The organism is Caballeronia sp. SBC1 (assembly GCF_011493005.1).
Classification (GTDB): Bacteria; Pseudomonadota; Gammaproteobacteria; order Burkholderiales; family Burkholderiaceae; genus Caballeronia.
Genome location: NZ_CP049157.1, coordinates 1,326,781 through 1,351,353 on the forward strand (window position 1 = coordinate 1,326,781; position 24,573 = coordinate 1,351,353).

23 protein-coding genes are annotated in these 24,573 nt (G+C 60.1%); 20 read left to right on the forward strand and 3 right to left on the reverse strand.

Features of this window, described 5'->3' with window-relative positions; all coding sequences use genetic code 11:
• The first annotated feature begins 23 nt into the window (after nt 1-23).
• The 8 genes from SBC1_RS23960 to SBC1_RS23995 all read left to right on the forward strand — a co-directional run bounded on the left by SBC1_RS23960 (nt 24) and on the right by SBC1_RS23995 (nt 9,765).
• Nucleotides 24-281: a hypothetical protein gene (locus tag SBC1_RS23960; RefSeq protein WP_165094910.1), complete on the forward strand. Its 258-nt coding sequence runs from the start codon at nt 24-26 to the stop codon at nt 279-281.
• Nucleotides 282-399: 118 nt separating this feature from the next.
• Nucleotides 400-2,532, forward strand: coding sequence for a phosphocholine-specific phospholipase C (locus SBC1_RS23965; protein ID WP_165094906.1), 2,133 nt, complete (start codon nt 400-402; stop codon nt 2,530-2,532).
• Nucleotides 2,533-2,850: 318 nt separating this feature from the next.
• Nucleotides 2,851-4,086 carry a threonine--tRNA ligase gene (thrS, locus tag SBC1_RS23970; protein WP_165094903.1) on the forward strand — a complete coding sequence of 412 codons (1,236 nt, stop codon included), beginning with the start codon at nt 2,851-2,853 and terminating at the stop codon, nt 4,084-4,086.
• Nucleotides 4,087-4,400: 314 nt separating this feature from the next.
• Nucleotides 4,401-5,135 (forward strand): GntR family transcriptional regulator, encoded by a 735-nt coding sequence (locus tag SBC1_RS23975; RefSeq protein WP_165094899.1) that lies wholly within the window; start codon nt 4,401-4,403, stop codon nt 5,133-5,135.
• Nucleotides 5,135-6,172 (forward strand): ADP-ribosylglycohydrolase family protein, encoded by a 1,038-nt coding sequence (locus SBC1_RS23980; protein WP_165094895.1) that lies wholly within the window; start codon nt 5,135-5,137, stop codon nt 6,170-6,172. The genes SBC1_RS23975 and SBC1_RS23980 overlap by 1 nt, the downstream gene beginning before the upstream one ends.
• 62 nt (nt 6,173-6,234) lie before the next feature.
• The gene (locus SBC1_RS23985; RefSeq protein WP_165094892.1) at nt 6,235-7,674 is read left to right on the forward strand and encodes a cytosine permease; all 1,440 of its coding nucleotides are present in this window, start codon (nt 6,235-6,237) and stop codon (nt 7,672-7,674) included.
• Entirely contained in the window at nt 7,671-8,639 is a 969-nt protein-coding gene (locus SBC1_RS23990; RefSeq protein ID WP_165094889.1) for a PfkB family carbohydrate kinase, read from the forward strand. The genes SBC1_RS23985 and SBC1_RS23990 overlap by 4 nt, the downstream gene beginning before the upstream one ends.
• Before the next feature lie 91 nt (nt 8,640-8,730).
• Nucleotides 8,731-9,765, forward strand: a complete 1,035-nt coding sequence (locus SBC1_RS23995) for an NADP-dependent oxidoreductase (protein WP_165094885.1) — start codon at nt 8,731-8,733, stop codon at nt 9,763-9,765.
• Nucleotides 9,766-10,079: 314 nt separating this feature from the next.
• On the opposite strand, the gene SBC1_RS24005 is transcribed toward SBC1_RS23995, so the two are convergent.
• On the reverse strand, nt 10,080-10,670 hold the full coding sequence (locus tag SBC1_RS24005; protein WP_165094882.1) for a GNAT family N-acetyltransferase: 591 nt from the start codon (nt 10,668-10,670) through the stop codon (nt 10,080-10,082).
• 242 nt (nt 10,671-10,912) lie between these two features.
• On the opposite strand from SBC1_RS24005, the gene SBC1_RS24010 reads away from it, so the two are divergent.
• Complete coding sequence (locus SBC1_RS24010) at nt 10,913-11,116, forward strand: hypothetical protein (protein WP_165101252.1); 204 nt, start codon at nt 10,913-10,915, stop codon at nt 11,114-11,116.
• 49 nt (nt 11,117-11,165) lie between these two features.
• Here the strand turns inward: SBC1_RS24010 and SBC1_RS24015 are convergent, their stop codons facing one another.
• Nucleotides 11,166-12,089: a LysR family transcriptional regulator gene (locus SBC1_RS24015; RefSeq protein WP_165094878.1), complete on the reverse strand. Its 924-nt coding sequence runs from the start codon at nt 12,087-12,089 to the stop codon at nt 11,166-11,168.
• A gap of 107 nt (nt 12,090-12,196) precedes the next feature.
• Between SBC1_RS24015 and SBC1_RS24020 the strand changes: the two genes are divergently transcribed.
• The 8 genes from SBC1_RS24020 (at nt 12,197) to SBC1_RS24055 (ending at nt 20,270) form a co-directional block, all read left to right on the forward strand.
• Nucleotides 12,197-13,162 (forward strand): zinc-binding alcohol dehydrogenase family protein, encoded by a 966-nt coding sequence (locus SBC1_RS24020; RefSeq protein ID WP_165094874.1) that lies wholly within the window; start codon nt 12,197-12,199, stop codon nt 13,160-13,162.
• 4 nt (nt 13,163-13,166) lie between these two features.
• Entirely contained in the window at nt 13,167-14,414 is a 1,248-nt protein-coding gene (locus tag SBC1_RS24025; protein WP_165094870.1) for a multidrug effflux MFS transporter, read from the forward strand.
• 277 nt (nt 14,415-14,691) lie between these two features.
• The gene (locus tag SBC1_RS24030) at nt 14,692-14,901 is read left to right on the forward strand and encodes a hypothetical protein (RefSeq protein ID WP_165094866.1); all 210 of its coding nucleotides are present in this window, start codon (nt 14,692-14,694) and stop codon (nt 14,899-14,901) included.
• 228 nt (nt 14,902-15,129) lie between these two features.
• Nucleotides 15,130-16,731 carry a peptide chain release factor 3 gene (locus tag SBC1_RS24035; RefSeq protein ID WP_165094862.1) on the forward strand — a complete coding sequence of 534 codons (1,602 nt, stop codon included), beginning with the start codon at nt 15,130-15,132 and terminating at the stop codon, nt 16,729-16,731.
• A 384-nt stretch (nt 16,732-17,115) separates the two neighbouring features.
• Complete coding sequence (locus tag SBC1_RS24040) at nt 17,116-18,120, forward strand: acyltransferase (protein ID WP_165989029.1); 1,005 nt, start codon at nt 17,116-17,118, stop codon at nt 18,118-18,120.
• 113 nt (nt 18,121-18,233) lie between these two features.
• Nucleotides 18,234-19,055, forward strand: coding sequence for an AraC family transcriptional regulator (locus SBC1_RS24045; protein WP_165094856.1), 822 nt, complete (start codon nt 18,234-18,236; stop codon nt 19,053-19,055).
• A gap of 187 nt (nt 19,056-19,242) precedes the next feature.
• Nucleotides 19,243-19,956, forward strand: a complete 714-nt coding sequence (locus SBC1_RS24050; protein ID WP_370469667.1) for an AzlC family ABC transporter permease — start codon at nt 19,243-19,245, stop codon at nt 19,954-19,956.
• Entirely contained in the window at nt 19,953-20,270 is a 318-nt protein-coding gene (locus tag SBC1_RS24055; protein WP_165094850.1) for an AzlD domain-containing protein, read from the forward strand. Before SBC1_RS24050 ends, SBC1_RS24055 begins: the two co-directional genes overlap by 4 nt.
• 196 nt (nt 20,271-20,466) lie before the next feature.
• Here SBC1_RS24055 and SBC1_RS24060 read toward each other — a convergent pair whose 3' ends face one another.
• Nucleotides 20,467-21,960 carry an MDR family MFS transporter gene (locus SBC1_RS24060; RefSeq protein ID WP_165094847.1) on the reverse strand — a complete coding sequence of 498 codons (1,494 nt, stop codon included), beginning with the start codon at nt 21,958-21,960 and terminating at the stop codon, nt 20,467-20,469.
• Nucleotides 21,961-22,309: 349 nt separating this feature from the next.
• Here SBC1_RS24060 and SBC1_RS24065 point away from each other — a divergent pair, with 349 nt between their 5' ends.
• Genes SBC1_RS24065 through SBC1_RS24075 form a run of 3 tightly spaced genes read left to right on the forward strand, consistent with a single transcriptional unit; the run spans nt 22,310 to nt 24,563 of the window.
• Nucleotides 22,310-22,801 carry a RidA family protein gene (locus SBC1_RS24065; RefSeq protein WP_165989031.1) on the forward strand — a complete coding sequence of 164 codons (492 nt, stop codon included), beginning with the start codon at nt 22,310-22,312 and terminating at the stop codon, nt 22,799-22,801.
• Between the two features lie 59 nt (nt 22,802-22,860).
• Nucleotides 22,861-24,051 (forward strand): amidohydrolase family protein, encoded by a 1,191-nt coding sequence (locus tag SBC1_RS24070; RefSeq protein ID WP_165094841.1) that lies wholly within the window; start codon nt 22,861-22,863, stop codon nt 24,049-24,051.
• The gene (locus SBC1_RS24075) at nt 24,048-24,563 is read left to right on the forward strand and encodes a GNAT family N-acetyltransferase (protein ID WP_165094839.1); all 516 of its coding nucleotides are present in this window, start codon (nt 24,048-24,050) and stop codon (nt 24,561-24,563) included. The genes SBC1_RS24070 and SBC1_RS24075 overlap by 4 nt, the downstream gene beginning before the upstream one ends.
• Nucleotides 24,564-24,573 lie beyond the last annotated feature (10 nt).

Genomic DNA, 24,573 nt, shown 5'->3' on the forward strand with positions numbered 1-24,573 from the left:
ATCCCCGGACAAGCGGAGACATCATGAGACGAACCGCGATATTGGCAATAGCAACGCTGGCGCTTACCGCCTGCGGACCAGACGATCAGGCAAGCGTCAGCGCGACACAAGCTTCTGCTAACGGCTCATTGCCAGCCAGCGCAGTCGAGCCACTTGTGCTGCCCACACCTTCTGATGGCCTGGCCGCGAGCAGTCCCATTGCGGCCGCGCAGGCAAGCCTCGCGGCGGATGCGCAGCAGGTCACCCCCGTCCTTCACTCCGCGCCTGACGCGTCTGAGTGAGCCTGCCGAGTGACCCTGCAAGCGCCGCTCTCCAGTGAATAAAAATCCCCATCCTGATCGAGTCCTTCGACCGGGACGGCATTGCCGCATCTATCATGACGCTACGAGGTGAATCAAAATGACATTGAATAGTCGCCGCCGTTTCATGCAGACCGTTGCTACTTCAGCCGGCGCCGTCGCCGCGCTGACGGTGTTCCCCGAATCGATTCGCAAAGCGCTCGCCATTCCGGCGTCACGGCGCACCGGATCGATTAACGATGTCGAACACATTGTTGTGTTCATGCAGGAGAACCGTTCCTTCGATCACTACTTCGGCCACATGCGCGGCGTGCGCGGGTACAACGACCGCTTCCCGATCCCGCTGCCCAGCAGCCAGCCGGTGTGGTTCCAGCCGTCGAAGGAAGATCCGACGAAACCGGTGCTGCCGTTCCATCTGAATACGCAGACCACCAGCGCGCAGTGCGTAGGCGATCTGGATCACTCGTGGTACCCGACGCATTATGCGATCAATAATGGCCGTTACGACCAGTGGCCCGCGTACAAGACGGACATGACGATGGGCTATTACCTGCGCCGCGACATTCCGTTTCACTACGCGCTCGCCGACGCCTTCACCGTGTGCGACGCCTACTTCTGTTCGCTGCCCGGCCCGACGCATCCGAACCGCGCGTATCTCATGACGGGCATGATCGATCCGACCGGCACGCAAGGCGGTCCGCTGCTCGACAACAACGACTATGTGGATGGCGACGGCCCGCCGCAATATCAGTTGCTCTCGTGGACGACCTATCCGGAACGTCTGGAAGCGGCCGGTATCTCGTGGCAGATCTACCAGCAGGGCCTGACCGGCGCCGACCCGCTGAACGGCAACTACGGCACCAACGTGCTGCAGAATTTCGCGAACATCATCAATGCGCCGCAAGGCTCTTCGCTGCAGTTGCGCGCGAACGCCGTGCGCACGATCGACCAACTGAAAGCCGACGTGCTGGCGAACAATTTGCCGCAAGTATCATGGTTGTGTCCGCCCGCGGCGTACTCGGAGCATCCGAAATACACGCCGGCTTACGGGGCGGAATACACGTCGCAGATCCTGGATGCGCTGACATCCAACCCTGAAGTCTGGAGCAAGACGGTCCTGTTCATCATGTACGACGAGAACGATGGTTTCTTCGATCATCTCGTGCCGCCGCAGCCGCCCATGTCGCGGGCGCAAGGTTTGTCGACGGTCACAACCGACGGCGAACTCCACACGGTCGTCAATCCGGGACGCGGCGGCAGCTACACCGCTGACGGCCTGCCTTACGGCCTTGGACCGCGCGTGCCCATGACGGTTGTTTCGCCCTGGACCAAGGGCGGTTTCGTTTGCTCGCAAGTGTTCGATCACACGTCGGTGATTCGTTTTATCGAAACGCGATTTGGCGTGATGGAGCCGAACATTACGCCGTGGCGTCGCGCGGTGTGCGGCGACCTGACCACAGCCTTCGATTTCCGTACGCCCGACGCGCAGATGCCGGCGCTGCCGGACACCAGCAACTACAAGACGATCGCGGACAATCAATGCGCCACGCAACCGGCGCCGACGGTGCCGGCGGTACCTGGCGTGATCGATCCGCAGGAACCCGGTACGCGCTTCGCCCGCGCGCTGCCGTACGAGTTGTATGTACAAAGCAGTCTCGATGGGGGCAACAAGACACTGACGCTTCATTTTGCCAATACTGGTTCGCAGGGCGCGCATTTCTATGTCTATTCTTTGAACCGTACCGACGGCCCGTGGGGCTATACGGTTGAAGCGGGCAAGACCTTGCGCGACAGCTTCGACATCAACGTAACGGCGGGCATCTATGCGTTCACGGTCTATGGTCCGAACGGATTCGTGCGCGAGTTTGCCGGTACGTTGACGCCGCCGGGTAGTGGCAGTGTCTCCAATCCGCCGGCTGACCCCGAAGTGGCGGCGCAATACGATGTCGCGAACGGCAATGTGTTCCTGAAGTTCACGAACAGGGGCCGCGGCATTGCACACTTATCAGTGGCCGATAACGCCTACGGTGCACAGCCGCGTCCGGTGTTGGTGCCATCGCTGGGGTCCGTACAAGAGTCCTGGATTCTGGGGGCGAGCCATCACTGGTACGACCTGAGCATCACCAGCAACGACGACCCCACGTTCCTGCGCCGTCTTGCCGGTCATGTGGAAAATGGGCGGCCGAGTATCAGCGATCCGGCCGCTGTTGCTCCGGTGACCGTGCTTGCCTGACCCGGCAGATATGCCAGCGCGAACCCGGTATATGCTTCTCAAACGTCCGGGTTCGCATCGCTTGGCGATTCGCTGTTCTTCAATAACCAAGTTGACGGCAAGCCCTAAAGCCCTTTATTGTTTGCCACATGAACTCACACTTCTTCACCCTCACGACCGCGACTACCACGACCACCTTCTCAGGCGGGTCGTCTGGAGGCCGTGCGCGATAAAGTATCGAGGTGCGTTTTTCAGAAGGCCCCGCCGGAAACGGACGGGGCCTTCTGCGTTTACATGCCTTCCTGTCCGTGACGGTCCTTGAATTTAACGGAGAGCATTGTGGACAATATCGATCATCGGCAATTAGGCAACAAGCTGGACCTGTTCCATCAGCAGGACGAAGGACCTGGAATGGTGTTCTGGCATCCGCGTGGGTGGGAGCTTTATCGCGTGGTGGAGGATTACATCCGGCGTCGAATGCGAGGCGCCGGCTTTCGCGAAGTGCGTACGCCGCAACTGCTGGCGCGTTCGCTTTGGGAGCGCAGCGGGCATTGGGATAAATTTCAGGCCGGCATGTATTCCGTGAACGGCAGTCAGGATGAGGCCCATGATGGAGCTCATGAAAGCCAGCCCTATTGCCTGAAACCCATGAGCTGTCCGTGTCATGTGCAGATTTTCAATCAGCGCATTCGTTCTTATCGTGACCTGCCGATCCGGTACAGCGAGTTTGGCGCGTGCCATCGCGACGAGCCTTCAGGCTCGCTCGAGGGATTGAAACGCACGCGCGCTTTCACGCAAGACGACGCCCATGTCTTCTGCATGGAAGATCAGGTGGAAGCCGAAGTAGGGCGGTTTTGCGATTTGCTTCGCGTGGTCTATGCCGACCTTGGCTTCTCGACGTTCCGCGTTCAACTTGCTACGCGTCCAGATCAGCGGGCAGGCGATGATGCGGTCTGGGATCGCGCGGAAGAGGCGCTTGCGAAGGCCGCGGCCTGCGCCGGCCTGACGTTCGATGTGCGTCCGGGAGAAGGGGCTTTCTATGGCCCGAAGCTTGAGTTCCATCTTACGGATAGCCGTGATCGAAGCTGGCAGTGCGGCACGATCCAGCTTGATTTCGTCTTGCCGGATCGTCTTGATGCAAGCTTCGTCTCGTTCGAGAACGAACACCTTCGCCCGGTGATGATTCATCACGCGGTCCTGGGCAGCATGGAGCGGTTTATCGCGATGCTTCTTGAACATCATGAAGGTTGGCTGCCCCTGTGGCTTGCACCCGATCAGGTGACGGTCGCAACGGTGTCTGATGCGAGCATGGGCTATGGACAGCGCGTGATGGACTTGCTTGAAGAAGCGAACTTAAGGTCAGTGTTCGACGACAGGCCTGAGCGGCTTGAACGAAAGATCGTCGATGCACGCGAGCAGCGGATCCCCGTGTTTATCACGGTGGGCGCACGCGACCAGCGTGACGAGACGGTGTCGTTACGGCTTCGGGACGGAACGCAGAACACTTTCCCGATACACGAGGGCATCGAACGTTTGCGTGAGATGGGGCAGACACCCGCGAAAGCCAGATCTTAAGGAAAAGGAAAGGGCCGCGATCGGCTCTTTCCTCACTGACACGCTCGCCCCGTGCGTCGCCTTGCGCCGACCTCAAGGGTTTCCCCTTATGAATTCCCGCTTGACCGTCGCAATATGACGCCTTAAATTCTGTACATGTTCCTACATGTACTTTTTATAGGTTCATAAAAGGAACAAGCAACTGTGCTTGAGGCAACGCGGCCGTCTGAAACTTTCAGTCAGGTTTCATGTCCCGCTTTTTAGCAAAACATGTGCATACTTGTGCTTTTGCAGAGACTGGACCTTCCAATTCTCATCGGCACAGGAGTCACACCATGGTTAAACGAGCAGTAAAAACCGCAGAGGTCGGGCGCTCGAAGGCACATATGGTTGCCGCCACGATCGAGCAGGACATCCTCACCGGGCGTCTGCCATTCGGGCAGCAACTCGAAAGCGAGAACGAGCTGGTCGAGCGTTTTGCGGTCAGTCGCAACACCGTTCGAAAGGGACTCGACCTGCTGACCAGCGGCGGTTTGATTACGCGCAAGGGTGGTATCGGCTCCTTTGTGACGTTCAACGGTCAGGCGATTGACGGGGCGCTCGGCTGGACCACGGCGATAGAAAAAGTAGGCGGCGGCGCGCAGACCCGTTTGCTGCAGATTGCGCTGGTCGAAGACGAGACGCTTGCGCGGGAGTTGAAGCTTGAACGCACGACCTTCGTGGCGATCGACCGGATGCGCGTGATTGGCGTTGACGCAGAGGCGCAGTGCATTTCGCTGGAGCGCAGCCGTTTGCCGTTCAACGACGACCTCGCTGCGTTGCCGCTGGAAGGGCTGGTAGGCGGCTCGCTGAACCGGACGCTGATCGAGCACGGCATGGTGCCGCATCACGGTGAGCAATGGGCCGAAGTGGTCGGCCTTGAAGCGGCCGATGCACGCCTGCTCAAGCGTCGCGCCGGCACCTCGTTCCTGCGTTCGCGACGGCTCACGCGAGACCGGGACGAACGGATTATCGAGTATGTCGTGAGCTTGCTGGACCCGGCTTTTTTTGCACTACACCTGGAATTCTGATGTCTTCGTCTTTGCTTTTGAATCACACCACGTTGGCGGATCGCGCACGCGGCGCCTTCTACGGTCTTGCACTCGGCGACGCGTTCGGCATGCCGACCCAGTCACTTAGCCGCGAGCGCATCGCCGAGCAGTTCGGACGTATCGACAAGCTGGAAAACGCGTTTCCGGATCAGCCCATCGCGCCGGGTCTGCGGGCTGGTTCCATCACCGACGACACGGAACAAGCGGTTCTCGTTGCGCGTTTACTGGCCGACGGCCACGGCAAGATCGATCCGATGGCGTTTGCGCATGCGTTGATCGAATGGGAAGCGTCCATGAAGGCGCGCGGTTCGCTCGATCTGCTCGGGCCATCGACGAAACAGGCCATCGAGCGTATTGCCGCCGGTGAAGATCCGCTGCGCACTGGCCGTTTTGGCACGACCAACGGTGCGGCCATGCGCGTGACGCCGGTCGGGATTGCGTTCGACGTGCGCAACCATGACGTGTTTATTGATGCTGTTGTGCAGTCTTGTGTCGTGACACATAACACCACGCTTGGCATTTCGAGCGCGGCGGCGGTGGCGGCGGCGGTATCGGCCGGACTGAACGGCGCGAGCCTGGTTGAAGCGCTGGAAGCGGGCATTTCGATGGCCGAGGCCGCCGAGAGCCGGGGCTTCTGGGTTGCGGGCGGCCGCATTGCGCCGCGCATTCGCCATGCACGTGAGCTGATGCGGGACTGTGCCGGGCACGACGTGGCGGACACGATCTACAACGTGATCGGGACGTCGGTGGCATCGCAGGAATCGGTTGTGGCGACGTTCGCGCTGGCCTTTGATCTGAATGCTCGAGGCAGCACGATTGAAGCCGCCCTGGGGGCTGCAGCGAGCCTGGGGGGTGACACCGACACGATCGCCGCCATGCTCGGCGCGATCCTCGGCGCGTGCGCGGGTTACGACGCCCTGCCGGTCGGTCCCATTGAAACTATTCGTCGTGTGAATTCGCTCGATCTCGAGCCGCTGGTCGACCGTTTGCTTGGACTGCGCGCCGCAGCTTCCTGACGCGCTTTAACGCACTTTTCGTAGTACCCCGCTGTACCCTTTAATCTGGAGATCGGACTCAGATGGCTTCGTCACGCACGTCAAACAGCGCTCGCCGAGTCGAGACGCGTGGTATTGAACCTGTACCGGAAGGCGAATGTCATGGGCATCCGCTGGAGCTTTTCTGGGTCTGGTTTGCCGCCAACATCAGCATCCTCGCACTGCCGCTCGGTGCGACGCTGGTTGCTTTCCAGCATCTCGCGATCTGGCAGGCAGCCCTTGTCGCGGTGATCGGCGCGGCGGGATCGTTCGCGATCGTTGGCGTGATCTCGATCGCGGGGCGACGCGGCCATGCACCAAGTCTCACGCTGTCGCGTGCGATCTTCGGCGTGCGCGGCAACATTGGGCCGACCATCGTCTCGCTGTTGTCGCGGCTCGGCTGGGAGACCGTCAACACGACCACCGCGGCATACGTGCTGCTATCGCTCGCAACCATTGTGTTCGGCACGCCCGCGGAAGCCAAGAACGCACCGGTGCTGACGCTCGTGTTCATCGCCGTGTTCGTGGTGCTGACGTTGATTGTGTCGGGGCTTGGTCACGCTACGCTTCTCGTGATCCAGAAATGGTCCACCTATGTCTTCGGCGTGCTCAACTTGCTGGTGGCCGGCTTCCTCGTGACGGCCATCGACTGGCACGCGGTTTTCAACGCAGCGCCTGCGCCGTTGAGCGCGGTCATCATTGGTATTGGAACGATTGCAGCGGGTACGGGGATTGGCTGGGCTAACGCAGGCGCCGATATGTCGCGCTATCAGGCGCCTAAGGTGAAGGGTCCGGCGCTGGTGGCATCCGCTGCGTTCGGCGCGGGTATTCCGCTGATCCTTCTCGTCACGCTTGGCGCGCTGCTGTCGGTGGGCAACGATCATCTCGCGTCGGCGACTGACCCAATCGCCGCGATTCGCGAAATGTTGCCACCATGGATGGCTATTCCGTATCTGATCACAGCGTTCGGCGGTTTGCTGCTGTCCAATTATTTGTCCGTGTATTCGGCCGGGTTGACGACACTCACGCTTGGCTTGAAGGTGAAACGCGTGCAGGCGGTGGTGGTCGACGTCGTGGTGATCTTCACGGGTTCGATCTACTTCATGCTGATCGCGGGGAGCTTCTATGGCCCGTTCATTGGCTTCATTTCACTGCTGGCTGTGCCTATCACGGCGTGGGTCGGTATCTTCGTGGTGGACCTGATTCATCGTCAGGAATATTCCCCGACCGACTTGCTCGATGTCTCCCCGCGCAGCGCGTACTGGTACAAAGGCGGCATTGAATGGCGTGCGTTCGGTGCATGGGCGGTGGCGATCGTGCTTGGTTTTTGTTTCCTCTCCACGGGGCCGATTCACGGCATATTCGCGGACTCCTGGTGTGGACGTAACGGTCTCGGATGGATCGTGACGTTTGTAGTGGCAGCAGGCGTGTACGCCCTGTTAGGCGGTGCGCGCGGTACGGTCAAACGTTGGAAGACAGCATGACGCAAGCAGACTCACAGCAGACAGCGAGATTGATTCATACGGGGCAGGTCATTGTCGATCTGGTTATGCAGATCGACACGCTGCCCTCGCACGGCGGCGACGTGCTCGCACACAGCGCAAGCTTCGAAGTAGGCGGCGGTTTCAACGTGATGGCCGCAGCGCGGCGCAGCGGCATGCGCGTGGTGTATCCGGGCGGTCATGGGCACGGGCGTTTCGGCGACATGGCGCGTCAGGCGTTGACGCAGGAAGGCGTGGAGATCGCAGGGCCGGAGGTTGCGGACAAGGACACCGGCTTGTGCGTTGCCATTGTCGATGCATCTGCCGAGCGCACATTCGTTTCGTACATGGGCGCGGAAAGCGTGCTCGAGCGGCAGGTGCTTGACGCGCTCTCGGTGAATGCCCGCGACATAGTCTATGTCAGCGGCTATAGCCTGATGCTTGCGGACAAAGGCGCCATGCTTGTCGACTGGCTTGAGCAACTGCCTTCTGAAACGCGCGTGGCTTTTGATCCGGGACCGCTTGTGGATGCTATCGATGCAACGTTGCTTGCGCGCATGCTGGCTGTTGTATCGATCTGGACGAGTAACCGGGTGGAAGCATTGCGTTTCGCCAAGACTGATAATTTCGATGCAGCGTTCGACTCGATCATCGCGCGGTTACGAACCGGCGCGCTCGCCATCGTGCGCGATAGCGCCTCCGGCTGTCATCTGCGCGTGGGTGAAGCACGCGACCATGTGCCGGGCTTCGCGGTTAAAGCAGTCGACAGCAATGGTGCCGGCGACGCTCACGCCGGCGTGTTTTTGGCCGCGCTTGCGGCCGGTGCCGATGCCCGAACGGCGGCTCGTCGTGCGAACGCTGCGGCGGCGATTGCCGTGACGCGCTACGGACCTGCGACGTCGCCGGATGCGGCGGAAATCGATGCGTTCATCGCGTCGTCGATTGCTGAAGCGAGGCAAGCGAACTAAGCGAATCACCCGCGCCTGACCCCGCGGAAAAGCGCGATTGTGCGCGCCCGTATATGCTGAGTTTCCCCACGATGCATCTTGGAGAAACTGCATGACATCAGCTACCGCTCGACAAATCGTGTTGGCCTCGCGTCCCACCGGCGGCCGAGCCGCGCTCTCTGATTTCCGTCTTGAAGACGTCCCCATGCCCGTGCCGGGTGAAGGGCAAGTGCTGCTGCGCGTTGACTATCTATCGCTCGATCCTTACATGCGCGGCCGCATGAATGACGCGCGTTCATACGCGAAACCCGCGCAGATTGGCGAGGCGATGCCGGGCGAGAGCGTGGCGACAGTGATCGAATCGAAAGACAACAAACTCCCGGCCGGTGCTCAGGTACTCGTGAACGCGGGGTGGGTCAGCCACGCGGTGGCCGATGCCCGCGACCTGAGTCCACTATCCGCAGACGGTATTGCAACCCGCGCGTATCTGGGCGTGCTCGGCATGCCGGGCTTCACCGCATATGCCGGCATGGCTGCAATCGGCAAGCCGAAGAGCGGCGAGACGGTCGTGGTCGGTGCGGCGAGCGGTCCGGTGGGTTCGCTTGTGGGTCAGCTCGGCAAGATTGCCGGCGCCCGCGTGGTGGGTATCGCCGGCGGTGCGAGGAAGTGCGGCTATGTGATGGACGAGCTCGGCTTCGATGCCGCCATTGACCACCGCGCGCCCGACTTCGCTGATCAGTTGGCGAATGCATGTCCCAAGGGTATCGACGTATATTTCGAGAACATTGGCGGCGCGGTGTGGAAGGCTGTGCTGCCTTTGCTGAATCAATATGGCCGCGTGCCCGTCTGCGGATTGATGGCGCAGACGTCGGGCAATAATTCTGACACCGACGATGGCCTCGCCGCGACCATGCGCGCGATTCTGACGCGCAGCCTGACGGTGCGCGGTTATATCAACTACGAGTTCCTGCCCGAGTATCGGGACGCTTTCCTCCGTGATGTCGGCGGCTTTTTGCGTGCGGGTCACGTGAAGCATCTGGAGGATGTCACCGTGGGGTTGGAGAACGCGCCGCAAGCGTTCCTCGATATGATCGATGGCCGTAACTTCGGCAAGGTGCTGGTGCGGGTATCCGAGGAAGCAGCGTAAATCACACGACGCGAAGAAATAATGGTTAATAACCGTTCGGATTGGCAACTCACAGGCTATCCGTATCGCCGATGAACTCGCTTACGATCGCGCCAGATTGGATGTCGAGATTGAGCGCGAGGGTGATGAACTGCGAATTCGCCCGGTGCGACGATCGTTGGGCGGTGTGCTAAAAACGTTCGCCAGGTTCGCGCCGGATTTCACAGTTGATGCTCGCAATGAGCACGAGCAGGCTGATCGCGAAGCGCGTAGGACTTGATACGGGCATCGGGCTGGGCAGATGCAACGAAGCTGCCGCCCCACCACACACCCGCTCAATCTTTCGGGTTCACCAGCGAGGTCAGCACGTGATCGGCCCATTGCCCGTCGATCTTGAGATACGCCTTAGCCAGCCCTTCATGCTCGAATCCAAGGCTGGCGAGCAAACGCCCACTGCGATCATTCTCCGGCCGATAACTCGCCATGACGCGATGCAGCCCGTAGGCATCGAAGATAAAACCCAGCGCCGCGGCGAGCGCCTCGCGCATCAGCCCGCGTCCCTCATAATGCTGGTCGATCGAATAGCCGAGATGACATGCCTGAAACGGTCCCCTTACGATGTTCGTAAAGTGGCAGTCGCCGATCAGCACGTTGCGGCGTTCATTCGAGAAAATCAGCAGATGCAGTGCGGTGCCAGCGTCCATTGCGTTTTCCATTAACGCCATGCGTTCGTTCGCGGCTTGCATCGTGAAGTAGGGGTCTTCACGCAACGGTTCCCAGTGGTCGAGGTGCGCGCGATTGGCGAGCCGATAGATCAGCAACGCGCCGGTGTATTGACTACTGGCCGGACGTAGCACAACGCGCTTGGTTTTCAAGCCCTCCGGCGGGAATTGCGCAATGGCGCTGCGCTCGGCTTCGATTGCCATATGCGGTAACACTCCCTTCCTGACTGTGTTCAACGGCAATGCAACGGAAATGCAACGGCCGATGCAACAACATACAGCGACGAATTAAAGCCGGCTTTTCGTGTGATGAAAAGAGGCAGTATTTCCCTGAGCAATGTGTCGGACGGTGTCGTTTTCCGTCACCAGCGCCCGAATTTGGACTGGCAAAAGATAGGTGAAAACCCTTATAATTCCCAAAGTGAAAGATTCGAGGAACTTTGAAAATGTCCCGCCGTTTTATGATCGTCGAGCGCATCGCTTTTGCGTTGCTGACCTTGTCCGCCGTTGCGGACGCCGGCTTTATCAGCTACGAAAAGAGCCCGAACTTCAGGGATAACATCCATGAAATCGTGCGCGTGAGCAAAGAAGTTTCACTCATGTATCCGGCGACCGGCAACGACCCGTGGATGCCGCTGGCTTCCAGCTAACTCCAGCTAACGTCTTCGCAAAGCGCTCAAGCTGAAGTCTGAAGCGCGCTTATCTTGCCGACGGGCTTGTCTGCCCGAGCCCTGTCTCGCCGAGCGCTTCTTGTACGAAATCAAGAAAGACCCGCACTCGCGGCGACAAATGCCGCCGGTTCGCAAACACCGCATATAACTCGATTTCATCGCAGTGATAGGGCGCAAGACATTCAACCAGCCGGCCCGCGCGCAAATCGTCTTCTATATCCCACAACGCCTTCAGTGCAAGGCCGCGGCCTTTGAGCGCCCAGTCGTGGAGCACTTCGCCGCTTGCGGTCGAAAGCGTGCCGCGGACCTGAATCTCACGGTGCCGGCCATCTTCCACGAATAACCATCGGTCGAAAACACGCTGTCCGCGCACGAGCCGCAGACAATCGTGTGTGCTGAGATCGGTCAGCGTTTGCGGCGTCCCGTGCCGCATCAGATACTCTGGCGCCGCGCACACAATGCGCCGGCTCGACAGCAGTTTCTTCGCAATCACACCGGTATCCGCAGGCAAGCCGATGCGCAGTGCCACGTCGAGATTATCGTCGATCACATCCAGTCCGATATCGGACAGCACCAGCCGCACCTCGACCTCCGGATATCGATCCGAGAACGCTTCGATCAGCGGCGCGATCCGCTTGCGCCCAATTTCCGACGGTGCGCCGATGCACAACAAACCCTGCGGCACGCGCGCCTGTGCGCTGATCTCGGCCTCGGCGTCGTCGACCGCGAGCAGGATCGCGAGCGCGCGCTCATGAAACAGCGCGCCTTCCACCGTCAGGTCGAAGCGCCGCGACGTCCGCGTGACGAGGCGCACGCCCAAGCGCTTTTCCAGCGCGGCCAGCCGCCGGCTCATGGCGGCGGTCGAACCGTCGGTCCGGCGCGCGGCCGCCGAGAGGCTGCCGGCGTCCACCATCTGCGCGAAAAGGCGCAGGTCGTTGATTTCATCGGGCATTGACCAGGTCCATCTTTCCACTTGACGCAACGATTCTATGCGGGCGGACGCCTTTTCGCCACGCCCGGACGCGGCAATAATGCGCACATGACAACGGAGGAATCATCATGAAAGCACTGCGCTTCAACCAACACGGCGACCCATCGGTCCTCTTCACGGGCGATTTGTCCACGCCAGCGCCGTCCGGGGATGATGCCGTCGTACAGGTCTTCGCGGCATCGATCAATCCGAGCGACGTAAAGAACGTGGAAGGGCGCATGAGCCAGACAACGCTGCCGCGTACGCCCGGCCGCGACTATGCGGGCGTGGTAATCGCCGGTCCTGCCGAGTGGCTGGGCGCTCAAGTGTGGGGCTCGGGCGGCGACGTAGGTTTCACGCGCGACGGCACGCATGCCGAGCAGGTCGTCGTGCCCGTTGCGAGCTTGCGTCGCAAGCCGGTCAATCTGACGTTCGAGGAGGCATCGGCGATTGGCGTGAATTTCATTACGGCGTGGTGTGCCGTGGTGGAGGCGGCGCAGTTGCAGGCCGGCGAGAGCATCGTAATCATTGGGCTGGGCGGCGTGGGCGGGGCGGCATCGCAGATCGCGAAGCGGATTGGCGCGAAGGTGGTGGGCGTGGCGCGCGGAGCGGCCGCGACGAGCCCCTACGTCGATGCAATGGTGGACTCGCAAGCCCCCGATGCCATCGCGCGCATTCGTGAAGCGACGAACGGCGGAGCCGCGGTGGTATTCGATACCGTCGGCGGATCGATGTTCGAAACAGCCTTGCACATGCTGAAGGTGGGCGGACGACTGGTGGAGATATCGGCGTCGGATCGTCGCGAAGTCACGTTCAACCTCGCGGATTTCTATCACAACGAGAGCCGGCTGATTGGCGTCGATACGTTGAAACGCGATCTGGTTGCGTCCGCGCAGATGCTGGAAGCGCTGCGTCCCGGCTTCGAAGACGGCAGCTACAAAGCGCCGGCCATCGCGCAAACCTATTCCCTGGAAGATGCGCAAGCCGCCTACCGCGCGGTGGCGGAAGGGACAAAAGGCCGCGTGGTGCTGACACCGCACACGAACCGGAGATGACGTGATGCAACGCTGGCGACTCGCACCGCAATCCATCCTGTTCGCTATTTTTTTAGGCGCGCTCGCTGCATTGCCCCCGATTTCCATCGATATGGCATTGCCCGCGCTTGTCAATATTGAAAGCACGTTGCACGCGAGCGCGAGTCAGGCCGGGCTCACGCTGAGTCTCTTCATGGCGGGTTTTGCGGTGGGCCCGATCGTGTACGGCCCTCTTTCGGATGCACGTGGCCGCAAGCCCACGTTGCTCCTCGGCCTTGCATTGTTCACGGTAGGCGGGATTGTTTCAGCGCTGGCGCCGGACATTGCCGTATTGCTCGGCGCGCGGCTCGTGCAGGGCGTTGGGGCGGGCGCGGGGATGACGGTTGCGCTTGCGATCGTCCGCGACCTGTTCGAAGGCGACGCGATGCAGCACCGGCTCGCGGCCATCACCGTGGTCGCGAACGTTGCGCCGATTGTTGCGCCCTCTATTGGCGTTGGATTGCTGGCGGCGATCGAATGGCGAGGGATATACGGCGTCATGGCAGTCTGCGGACTGGTGGCTGCGCTCGTGACGTGGGCCGGCCTGACGGAATCCGCGCCGGAGCGTTGCGGCGGTTTCGCCCTGTCCGGGCTTCGCGATGGATATCGGCGCGCGTTGACGCATCGCGCGGTGATCGGACATATCCTGATCAATGGTTTCGGGTTCGGCTGGATGTTCGCGTACGTCGCGGGTTCGCCGCTCGTGATGCTGCATATCCTGCACGTCAGGCCGATCATCTATGCCGCCATGTTCGCGATGACCGGCGCGGGCATTGTCGCGGGCGCAACAGTGAACGGTTTCATAGCGGCGCGCGGATTTGCGTCGCGGCGCATTCTCGTCACCGCTATTTGCACGACGCTCGCCGCGACCCTCGGGTTGATTGCGCTGAGCGTGGTGCATCACGCCTCGTTGCTCACCATCATGCCCTTGCTCGTGGCGAGCACTTTCTGCTTCGGGCTCGCGGCTCCCAGTGCCGCACGCGGCGCGCTCGATCCCATTCCGGAGTTGGCGGGCATGACGGGCGGCTTGCTGACATCTATACAAATGTTGTGCGGGGCGGCGTCGAGTTCATTCGTTGCGCTGCTGTTTCCTGTATTCGGCATTTTTGCGATGAGCGGCGTGATGGCTGCCTGCGCGTTGCTCGCAGGAATGGTCTGGATCTGGCTCGGGCAACGAGGTGGAATCGAGACACCCTCAGCCATCGCCGATGCAAACTCGACGTCGCCTGTCTGAACTCCGTGAGACGCGGATCGAGTCAGTAGTCCGTCAATTGTTAAATAACGTTATGTACTGTTTCTCAATTTCATGCAGCGGCATAAACGGGGTACAGGGTAGGGCTTTGTGCGTTCTTTGTGCGTTAACCGAAGGAATCCTGCACACAGAAAAATTGTGTGGCTGCCGGCAATTTTTCTTTGAGTTCGTGTCAACACACTTCGCGATGAGACGTTAAACGGGTACACGCGACGTCGTCGCCGCGTAGTCGTTAAATAACCTCAAGGGTCTCACTGCCATGAAAAAACAACTCGTTGCTGCAACGCTCGTCGCTTTGTTCTCCGCAGGCGCATTCGCACAAGATGCAGCTCAGGCTCCGGCCGCTGCTCCGGGTGCAATGTCTGCCGATGCAGCACCGGCTAGCACCACGCACAAGGCGAAGAAGCATCATCACAAGAAGCATCACAAGCACGCAGCATCGGCTACGTCTTCGGTAGTCAAGCCCTAACTAATCCCTAAGCTTGTTGAGTTTTATCAAGCTTCAGGTTTTAGCGGTTTGAGAAGGGCCCCGATCCAAATCGGGGCCCTTCTCGTTTGTGCTGGCGGGCCGGCCCCGGTACGAGCAGACCCCCCCTCGTGTATCATCCACACCACGCGGCTTTTTCGGGCCATTTTTCGGGCCTTTTGGGGCCTTTCCCCGCCCGAATGCTCAACCCCACAGCTCTTTCCAGTACCGATGTCACTCTCCGAACTCAAACGGCGCCGCACCTTCGCGGTCATTTCCCACCCTGACGCGGGCAAGACCACGCTGACCGAAAAGCTGCTGCTGTTTTCGGGCGCGATCCAGATTGCAGGCACCGTGAAGGGGCGCAAGAGCAGTCGCTATGCGACGTCGGACTGGATGGAAATCGAAAAGCAGCGCGGCATTTCGGTCGCGAGCTCGGTCATGCAGTTCGAATACGGCGATTGCGTCATCAACCTGCTCGATACGCCGGGCCACGAAGACTTCTCCGAAGATACATACCGCGTGCTGACGGCGGTGGATGCCGCCGTGATGGTGATCGACGGCGCCAACGGCGTTGAAGCGCAGACGCTCAAGTTGCTTGAAGTCTGCCGCAGCCGCCGCACGCCAATCCTCACGTTCATCAACAAGCTCGACCGTGAAGTGCGCCAACCGCTCGACCTGCTTGATGAAATTGAGCAGCACCTGGGTGTGGCGGCTGTGCCGTTCACCTGGCCTATTGGCATGGGCAAGGAATTCCAGGGTGTCTACGACATCGCGCACGATCAGGTGCGGGTATTCCGCGCTGGGCAGGATACCGCCGGCGGCGCGGTCGAAACCGTGCGTGCGCTTGACGATGCTGACGGCGAGCGTCGTTTCGGCCCGAGCTGGGCACGGGCGAAAGAGGAAATCGACTTGATCACGGGCGCTACGCCCGCGTTCGATCGCGATGCGTTTCTCGCAGGCGAACAGTCGCCGGTGTTGTTTGGATCGGCGATCAACAACTTCGGCGTGAAGGAAATTCTCGATGCGCTCGTCGAGCTCGCGCCGCCGCCGTCCATGCGCATGTCCGTGCAACGTCCGGTGCTGCCGGAAGAGCCGCGCTTTACCGGCGTGGTGTTCAAGGTGCAGGCGAACATGGATCTGGCGCACCGCGACCGCGTGGCGTTTATTCGCGTGTGCTCGGGGCATTTCGAGCGCGGCATGGCGCTGAAGGTGAGTCGCACCAACAAGACCTTCCGCGCGAATAACGTGGTGACGTTCCTGTCGCAACGCCGGGAGACGGTGAGTGAAGCGTTCCCGGGCGATATCATCGGCATTCCGAATCATGGCACGCTGAGCCTCGGCGATACATTGACCGAAGGCGAATTGTTGCAGTTCGTTGGTTTGCCGTTCTTTGCGCCGGAAATTTTCCAGACGGTGGAAGTGGTCGATCCGATCCGGGCGAAGCAGCTTGGTGAAGCGCTGCGGCAACTCGGCGATGAAGGCGCGATCCAGGTCTTCCGTCCTGTGCTTGGCGGGTCGACTATTCTGGGCGCTGTCGGGCAGCTTCAGTTTGAAGTGGTGTCGCACCGGTTATCGGCGGAATATAAAGTCGATGTGCGGATCATGCCGGCGCGGTATCGCATGTCGCGGTGGGTTACGTGTGACGATGCCGCTGAATTGCGCCGCTTTACCGATGCGTATGCAGCTCGCATTGCACTCGATGCGTCAAATGCGCCGACGTATCTCGCTTCGCATGTTTCCGAAATCGATGTCGCAAAGAAGGCCTGGCCGAAGATCGTTTTTAATGAGCTGCGCGAGCATTCCGGAGCGCCGTTTCAGAAGTCTATTTGAGGGCAAGGGTGCTCGCGCCGGTGGACGGGAGTGTTTGCTGGCGTGGGCGGTGTTGGGGGGCTAGGTAATTCTCCAAACGAATTGCGTCGTCGGCAGTGAAATTAAAATGAAAGCATAAAACGATCAATTCGCACGGAGGCGTTTCGATCAACCGCGCCACTGCAACCTGAAACACGCCACTGCCGCCAACGAAAGCCCGTATCGAATTATTTTTTAATATTTTCTCGACCTGGCTAATCAAACGGATATTTTTCCGCGTCGGGATTGCATTTTTTCCACCCTACACTGGGCGCTCGATAATGACGGTCCGCCACTATGAACGCCATAAAGTCCACCAGGTTCGATTTACTTGACGGCTTGAGAGGTGTCGCCGCAATCGCCGTCATGCTTCACCACTACACACAGCACACGGGGTGGGACTGGTTCGGCGGGGCGTGGGTCGCGGTCGACTTGTTCTTCGTGCTGTCCGGCTTCGTGATCGCGCACAGTTACAGCAAGAAGATCCTGAACGGAATGTCGTTTCGCGAGTTCGCCTTCGTTCGGCTCGTCCGGCTCGCGCCGCTCTACCTTCTGGGGCTGGCGCTGGGCGTGTGCGCCGTGTTGCTGTCGATGGCAAAAACGGGCACACCGCAAATATCGGGCACGCAGCTAGCGACAGCGACCGTGCTGGGCGCGGCGTGGCTGCCGTACTTCAATAATATCGGCTGGCCCTTTGGCACGGACGCAATTGTAGGCGCGACCTTTCCGTTGAACGATCCATCGTGGTCGTTATTCTTCGAGTTATTCGTCAACGTTGTATTTGCCGCTTACCTGTACAAGTTTCGCAAACTGCCGAGCGCCAAGTATTCGATACTCGCGTTCATCGCGTTTATTGCCTGCACAATAATCTTTCGGCAAATTAATCCAGGCTGGCGAGCAGAGAGTTTTTTGCTCGGATTCCCGCGCGTTATTGCTGAATTCTTCGCCGGGGTTTTCATCTTTTCCGCGGGGCTCCAGTTTAAAAAGCCGCACCTCTTATTCACCGCGACGATCACGATAGCGGCGCTGGCGTGCTTCGCGGTTGGCAATCCCAAGGTGGCATTCGTCAATTCGCTCACGCTCGTGCCTTTGTCGGTGGCGTTGCTGTGTTCCGTGTCCATAGAAGGCGTCGGCAAGGGGATCTGCAAGGTGCTGGGAGAGCTCTCTTATCCGCTCTACGTGATCCATTTTCCGATCTATCGACTGGTGTTCGAGTCGTTCGAGATCCGGACGCTCAACCCAGTGGTCCAGACGCTGGTGGTGGCTGGCGTCTCGATCGTGCTGGCCTTGCTGCTTGCGCGAGCGGACCAGGAGCTCAGGAGAAAGCTGACGAGTTTCATCAAGACCAAGACCTCGCCCGCCGCGGTCTGATCGAGGCTCTTTAAAACACGGGAAGCGGGAGCAAAGCGGGAGGGTTATTCAGAATCCGCTGAAAACGTGGCCCGAGCTAAACTTGCGGTTTCCGCACACGGCATCGTAAAGCCATGACCGCCTCCCGTTTCAGCAATTCCGCGCGCTATTGGCGCTCGCCGCTCGTGCCCGGCGCGGAGATGCTCACGGCTGAGTATTACGATCATTCCTTTACACCCCACTGGCACGACGCCTACACCGTTCCCGTCATTGAAGCGGGTGCGGAACAGTATGACTACCGCGGATCGAACTTCGTGGCTGAGGCGGGCTCGGTGCCGGTCATCAATCCGGGCGAACTGCATACCGGCGCGCGGGCGGTGGATCTGGGCTGGCGGTATCGCGTGTTTTATCTGCCGGTCGATTTCGTGCAGTCCGTCGCTAACGAAGTGGCCGGCTGCGCCCAGCCAATGCCATGGTTCTCCGCCGATGTCATCCGCGACGCCGATCTCGCACAACGCGTGCAGATTGCGCACCAAGCCATGGAAGCCAACCTGGACCCGCTCGGGGCGGAGCATGCGTTGCTCGACGCGGTATCCACGCTGCTTGCACGTCATGCCGGACAGCGGCCGCCAGTACAGCGCATGCGTCAGGACACGGTACGCGTGAACACGATGAAAGCCCGCCTGACCGATGACCTGACTGAGCCGTTATCGCTCGCCGAACTGGCGCAGACGGTGGGACTCTCGACCTTCCACGCCGCGCGCCTGTTCACGCGCGAGACCGGGCTCGCCCCTCACGCGTGGCGTAATCAGATGCGTGTCAGTCGCGCGCTCGATGCCTTGCGTGCAGGTGTCCCGGTGACGGACGTGGCGGCGGCGAGCGGGTTTACCGACCAAAGCCATTTCACGCGGCACTTCAAAAAGACTTTCGGCGTGTCGCCCGGACGCTGGCGTTAGCGCGTCACACCGCGCAACACACCTCGTCGATATAACCGGACCGCAAGAACGTACAAGCGCATGAACGCGGCGCGTTTTATCCTCGCTATCAACGGAGGAGACATTGAACTCAACGCATCAAGGCCATCAGACCCATCAGCCGGGTAACCTCGCCGAATTCGGCGCAGGCGCACGCGACACCATCCCCATGATGATCGGCGCCGCGCCATTTGGCGTGATCTTCGGCACGCTCGCCGCCACCGGTCCGCTGCATGCGTGGTCGGTGCAACTCATGTCGCTTGCCGTGTTTGCCGGCTCCGCGCAGTTCATCGCACTCGGGTTGATTGCCGGTCACGCGAGTTTTGCGGTGATCTGGGCAACCACGTTTATCGTCAACCTGCGCCACGTCCTGTACTCCGCAACGCTTGCGCCCTACGTTGCGCACTTGCCCGCACGCTGGCGCTGGACGCTCGGCGCGTTCATGACGGACGAAGTCTTTGCCGTCTCGTACGCGCATTATCAGCGTCGGGCACCGGGCGAAACCGGGCCGTATTACTTCCTTGGCTCGGGCGTTTCCATGTATGTGAACTGGCAGATATGGACCGTCGCCGGACTGCTGTTCGGTTCGGCATTTCCAGGTCTCCAGTCGAAGGGACTCGACTTCGCGATGGTCGCCACGTTCATTGCGATTATCGTGCCGCAGCTTGTTGCGTTGCGTTTTGTGGCGGCGGCGCTGGCCGCTGGCGTGTTGTCGTTTGCGTGGAATGACTGGCCTTACAAGCTTGGCCTGCTAGCGGCGGTCGTGGTGGGGGTGGCGGTGGGCATGCTGTTGTCGATGCGTGCAAAAGGCTCGACAGACTCCACCCAACGCCCGGCACGACGTCCCACGCAACGTCCTGCCGAAATGGAGCGCGCCAAATGAAATACGCTGTCCTGATCCTTGGCATGGCGGTGATTACCTATGGCATCCGCTCTGCGGTTTTCGTGTTCGGTGAGCGCCTGAGCTTTCCGCCCATTGTGCGCATGGCGCTTAATTTCGTGCCGGTGACGGTGTTGACGGCCATCATTGTGCCGATGACGTTTGCACCGCACGGTGGTGCCGCCGAGCTTACCTGGCGTAATTCGCAATTGATCGCGGCGGCGGTGGCCGTTGTTGTGTGCGCGGTTACGCGCAAGCCCCTGCTGACCATTGCGGTCTCGCTTGCGGTGTTCTTTGTCTGGCAAATGATTGTTTAGATTTTCGCTCGTGCCGCAGCGGGCAGGGCGGAGTCATTTAAACCAATCCGAAAGAATGACGCATGGGGATCGCGGCCGCGAAGGGGCCGTTTGGAAAACGCGCTCGGATCGGTGGTAAAGCCTGCGAGCCGCATGAGCAGGACGCAGGCGTTGGCCGGAATCAGGCTGACCCGTGAATCAGCCTGGCATTGCGTGCTTAGTCTTCGATTGGCGATAACGCCTCAAGCGGCATCTTCTTCTCGTGCCCCAACGTGATCGTGGGGACGAAGAGGAGAAACCCGACGACGAAAATGGCGATTACAAAAATCGACAGGAACGTCAAGTGAAGTGACTGATGCAGTACCTGACGGATTGCGTCACTGCTGCCGAGATTGGTCACCTGATTCTGAAGCAAGGCCCTCAGTTGATCCGATGTAACCGCTGCCGCGCCATTCGAATGACTAAGACCGAAGTTGAGCACGGCGCCGAACAAGGTCGCGCCAATCGTGCTGCCCAGATTACGCGAGAACAGATTCGATGCAGTCGCACTGCCGCGCTGTGCAATATCGACTATCTCCTGGATTAGCACGAGCGAACTGACGCTCGATGTTCCCATGCCGAAGCCCATGATGAGCGAACCGAACGCCGCGATCAGCGGTGAGCTTTCCGGTGACAACACGATCAGAAACACCGCGCCCACCGGGATAAACGCGCTGCCGCCAATCAGGATGCGCCGCAGCCCGATGCGATGAAACGACTTCGCCGCCAGCGTCGCGCCGACGGGCCACCCGACCATCATCATGGTCAATGCAAGGCCAGCGATCACTGGCGAACGATGCAGCACGCCCTGCACGTACATTGGCAGGAAGGTGGTTGCGCCCATCAAGATCATGCCGGACAAGACGGTCGATCCATTACACGCGGCGATCGGCCGGCGGCTCCATAGCGCAAACGAGATCATGGGTTCAGCTGCCCGTTTCTCCTGCATCAGGAAGAACAGCAGGCACACGATAAAGAAGCCGCCCGCGATCAATGCCTTCGTGATGTCGTCATTGCCTGCATACGTCAGCGACATCATCAGGGCGGCAATCGACACCATGAAAAGCGCCGCTCCCGCAAAGTCGATGGACGGACGCGCATGCCGCTCGGATTCCTTCAAGAACGCGATGAAACCGGCCGCCGACGCGAGGCCGATCGGCACGTTCATCCAGAAGATCCAGGCCCACGAAAAGTCGTGGATGATGAACCCGCCGACCATTGGCCCGACCACTGCCGAGATGGCCCAGACACTCGCCAGATAACCCTGCACCTTGCCGCGTTCGCGCGCGGGGTAGAGGTCGGCGACAATCGTCAGCGTGACCGGCTGGATCGCACCCGCGCCGACTCCCTGGATCAGCCGGAACACGATCATGGCCGGCATGGACCAGGCAAAGCCGGCGAGTATCGAACCAATCAGAAAGATCGCGATACCCGCCAGAACGACGGGCTTGCGGCCATACAGGTCCGCGAGCTTGCCGAAGATGACCGTCATGGCGGTCTGCGTCAGCAGGAAGGACGAGAAGACCCAGCTATAGAGATGCAAGTCGCCAAGCTGCGAGACGATCTGCGGCATGGCGGTAGAAACGATGGTGGCTTCGATGGCGACCATTGCCATTGAAGCCATGACCGCTGCAATGACAAGAGGACGCGACGATTGCGGGCTGCGGGACATGGAGATTGGAGTAATGAGGGGCGCGGACAAAGTCGCAGGAGCTTGGGCGCTGCGACGCGTGATACGGCCGCAGCGGCGCGACCGTTAAAGAGTATGCACCTTGATGGAAATGTTCGCTGAAGCCAAGTCAGGCTTGAACCTGCTTTAACGGCTTAGATTGGCTGCATTGGCGGCGGCTGATGCGTCTCCGTTAGCGAGGCGAAATTGTCAAATCACTATATAAAGCCTCGTCAGCCATGCACTTTTGTTCCTTCGGCATGTTGTGACACACTTGAACACCCGACGCGAACGCTTTCATTTCATCCGTTCATTCGCGTAAGGCATTATCTTTCTTAATCGAGGACCGCCCATGACCTCCGCGCCCGTTCCAGCCAACCCGGATTCGCCCGCCATGCGCCTCGAGGCGCTCGGACTCGTCTTGCCGAAAGTGCCTGTGCCTCGCGGCGCGTTCAAGCCTTTCTCACGATCGGGCGCGCTGATTTTCCTGGCGGGACAGATTTGCGAATGGGAAGGCGGGGTTCGATACGCCGGTCCCGTTGGCACCGAGCAGGATCTTGAAGCGGGGCAACGGGCCGCGCAAATTTGCGGACTCAACCTGCTTGCAGCACTTCATCTCGCACTCGATGGCGACCTCGACCGCGTGGTCAGTTGTCATCGGATGGGCGGGTTTGTGTATTGCACGCCGGGTTATCCTGACGTGCCGAAAGTGATCAACGGAGCCTCCGATCTCATGTTCGCGGTGTTCGGCGAACGGGGGCGGCACGCTCGGACCGCGGTTGGCGTGGCTACGCTTCCAGCGGGGGCGTCGGTGGAGGTGGATGCGATCTTTGAAGTCCGTTGATTGCGTCATCTGTTTCTTATCATGCAACCCATATTCGCATCTCGATGTAAGGAGTTCCAGTGCACAGTAGCTTGTTGATCACGAATGTCCGTTTGCCGGACGGTACCCCTGTGGATATTGCTGTCAGCGACGGACGGATAGAAGAAATCGGTCCGAACCTGCAGCGCGGTGCTGACGTCGTGCGCGAAAACGGCGAGGGTGCGCTGGTCCTGCCCGGGTTCGTTGAAGGCCATACGCATCTCGACAAGACGAACTGGGGCCTGCCGTGGTATCGCAACGAAGTGGGTCCGAGGCTTATCGACAGGATCGAGAACGAACGATCGTGGCGCGCGAGCACGGGACACGACGCGGGTGCGCAATCGCTTGCACTTGCGCGCGCTTTTCTCGCAGCGGGAACGACGCGGCTTAGAACGCATGTGGATATAGACACGGACGCCGGGCTCAGGCATTTGCATGGCGTGCTGGCGACGCGCGAAACGCTGGCCGATGTCATGGAGATACAGGTCGTGGCGTTTCCGCAGTCCGGCATGCTGCGCCGTCCAGGGACCGACGCGCTGCTAAGCGACGCGCTGAAGGCCGGCGCCGACGTGCTCGGCGCGCTGGACCCTGCGCTCATCGACCAGGACCCGGTCGCCTCGCTGGACACCACGTTCGAGATCGCAAACCGCCATCAGCAGCCTATTGATATCCATCTTCACGAACCCGGCGAAGTAGGCGCGTTCACGTTTAACCTGCTGCTTGACCGCGTCAAGGCGTTGGGCATGCAGGGGCGTGTTGTCGTCAGTCACGCGTTTTGTTTGGGGCAGTTGCCGGATCGCGAGCGCGATGCGTTGTTAGCGAGGATCGCGGATCTCGACGTTGCGCTGTTGACTACGGCGCCGCCATCCGTGGCCGTGCCTTCAATGCGCGCTTGTATCGAGGCGGGCGTGACGCTGTTTGCGGGTAACGACGGAATACGCGATACATGGACGCCTTTCGGCAAGCCTGACATGCTCGAGCGGGCGATGTTCGTCGGTATGCGCTACGGCCTCCGGCGAGATGAAGACCTCGCGCTTGCGTTTGACTGCGTCAGTACATTGGGCGCGTGGGCATGTGGGTTCAAGGACTATGGGCTGCACGAAGGCGCCCAGGCTGATCTTGTTCTCGTAGACGCTGAGACAGTGGCTCAAGCAGTTGTTTCGCGACCGGTCCGCAAGCTCGTGGTTGCACGCGGCAGGATTGTTGCGCGCGATGGAGTTGCATCAATATGAAACTGATCGCCGAGCGTCTTTATCTCAGGGATCTGGAGCCGTCAGATATTGACGCAGTGCACGAGTATGCAAGCTCTATTGAGGTCGTGTTGCATCAGGAGTGGGGCCCCAACACGATCGAGCAGACGAGGGAATATGTAGCAGGCTGTGTGCGGGGGAATTCGTTGCCCGACAGAACAACTCTGGAACTGGCAGCAGTACTTAACGATGGCAGTCTGATAGGCAGCTACCGGGCAAGTCTGTCGGAAGATGGTACGGAGGCAGAGATCGGCTATTCACTCAATCCTCGCTATTGGAACAAGGGCTACGCGACCGAAGCGGCGAAGCGGTTGGTCGACTACCTGGTGAGCGAGCTGCAAGTGCGGGAAATCTTCGCGACTAGCCGCCCGGAGAATCTCGCGTCCATTCATGTCCTGGAGAAACTCGGGATGCGGCAGGTGGATCTTTATCGCAAGAACGTGCTGATCAGGGGAGAGTGGCGCGACACGCTGGTATTTTCCGTGAAAGTTTGATGAATGTTAT

What these genes read in the sequence shown, in the direction of transcription:
- SBC1_RS23960 (WP_165094910.1), top strand. Translation starts at nt 24, where the DNA reads ATGAGACGAACCGCGATATTGGCAATAGCAACGCTGGCGCTTACCGCC.
- SBC1_RS23965 (WP_165094906.1), top strand. Translation starts at nt 400, where the DNA reads ATGACATTGAATAGTCGCCGCCGTTTCATGCAGACCGTTGCTACTTCA.
- SBC1_RS23975 (WP_165094899.1), top strand. Translation starts at nt 4,401, where the DNA reads ATGGTTAAACGAGCAGTAAAAACCGCAGAGGTCGGGCGCTCGAAGGCA.
- SBC1_RS23980 (WP_165094895.1), top strand. Translation starts at nt 5,135, where the DNA reads ATGTCTTCGTCTTTGCTTTTGAATCACACCACGTTGGCGGATCGCGCA.
- SBC1_RS23985 (WP_165094892.1), top strand. Translation starts at nt 6,235, where the DNA reads ATGGCTTCGTCACGCACGTCAAACAGCGCTCGCCGAGTCGAGACGCGT.
- SBC1_RS23990 (WP_165094889.1), top strand. Translation starts at nt 7,671, where the DNA reads ATGACGCAAGCAGACTCACAGCAGACAGCGAGATTGATTCATACGGGG.
- SBC1_RS23995 (WP_165094885.1), top strand. Translation starts at nt 8,731, where the DNA reads ATGACATCAGCTACCGCTCGACAAATCGTGTTGGCCTCGCGTCCCACC.
- SBC1_RS24005 (WP_165094882.1), bottom strand. Translation starts at nt 10,670, where the DNA reads ATGGCAATCGAAGCCGAGCGCAGCGCCATTGCGCAATTCCCGCCGGAG.
- SBC1_RS24010 (WP_165101252.1), top strand. Translation starts at nt 10,913, where the DNA reads ATGTCCCGCCGTTTTATGATCGTCGAGCGCATCGCTTTTGCGTTGCTG.
- SBC1_RS24015 (WP_165094878.1), bottom strand. Translation starts at nt 12,089, where the DNA reads ATGCCCGATGAAATCAACGACCTGCGCCTTTTCGCGCAGATGGTGGAC.
- SBC1_RS24020 (WP_165094874.1), top strand. Translation starts at nt 12,197, where the DNA reads ATGAAAGCACTGCGCTTCAACCAACACGGCGACCCATCGGTCCTCTTC.
- SBC1_RS24025 (WP_165094870.1), top strand. Translation starts at nt 13,167, where the DNA reads ATGCAACGCTGGCGACTCGCACCGCAATCCATCCTGTTCGCTATTTTT.
- SBC1_RS24030 (WP_165094866.1), top strand. Translation starts at nt 14,692, where the DNA reads ATGAAAAAACAACTCGTTGCTGCAACGCTCGTCGCTTTGTTCTCCGCA.
- SBC1_RS24035 (WP_165094862.1), top strand. Translation starts at nt 15,130, where the DNA reads ATGTCACTCTCCGAACTCAAACGGCGCCGCACCTTCGCGGTCATTTCC.
- SBC1_RS24040 (WP_165989029.1), top strand. Translation starts at nt 17,116, where the DNA reads ATGCTTCACCACTACACACAGCACACGGGGTGGGACTGGTTCGGCGGG.
- SBC1_RS24045 (WP_165094856.1), top strand. Translation starts at nt 18,234, where the DNA reads ATGACCGCCTCCCGTTTCAGCAATTCCGCGCGCTATTGGCGCTCGCCG.
- SBC1_RS24050 (WP_370469667.1), top strand. Translation starts at nt 19,243, where the DNA reads ATGATGATCGGCGCCGCGCCATTTGGCGTGATCTTCGGCACGCTCGCC.
- SBC1_RS24055 (WP_165094850.1), top strand. Translation starts at nt 19,953, where the DNA reads ATGAAATACGCTGTCCTGATCCTTGGCATGGCGGTGATTACCTATGGC.
- SBC1_RS24060 (WP_165094847.1), bottom strand. Translation starts at nt 21,960, where the DNA reads ATGTCCCGCAGCCCGCAATCGTCGCGTCCTCTTGTCATTGCAGCGGTC.
- SBC1_RS24065 (WP_165989031.1), top strand. Translation starts at nt 22,310, where the DNA reads ATGACCTCCGCGCCCGTTCCAGCCAACCCGGATTCGCCCGCCATGCGC.
- SBC1_RS24075 (WP_165094839.1), top strand. Translation starts at nt 24,048, where the DNA reads ATGAAACTGATCGCCGAGCGTCTTTATCTCAGGGATCTGGAGCCGTCA.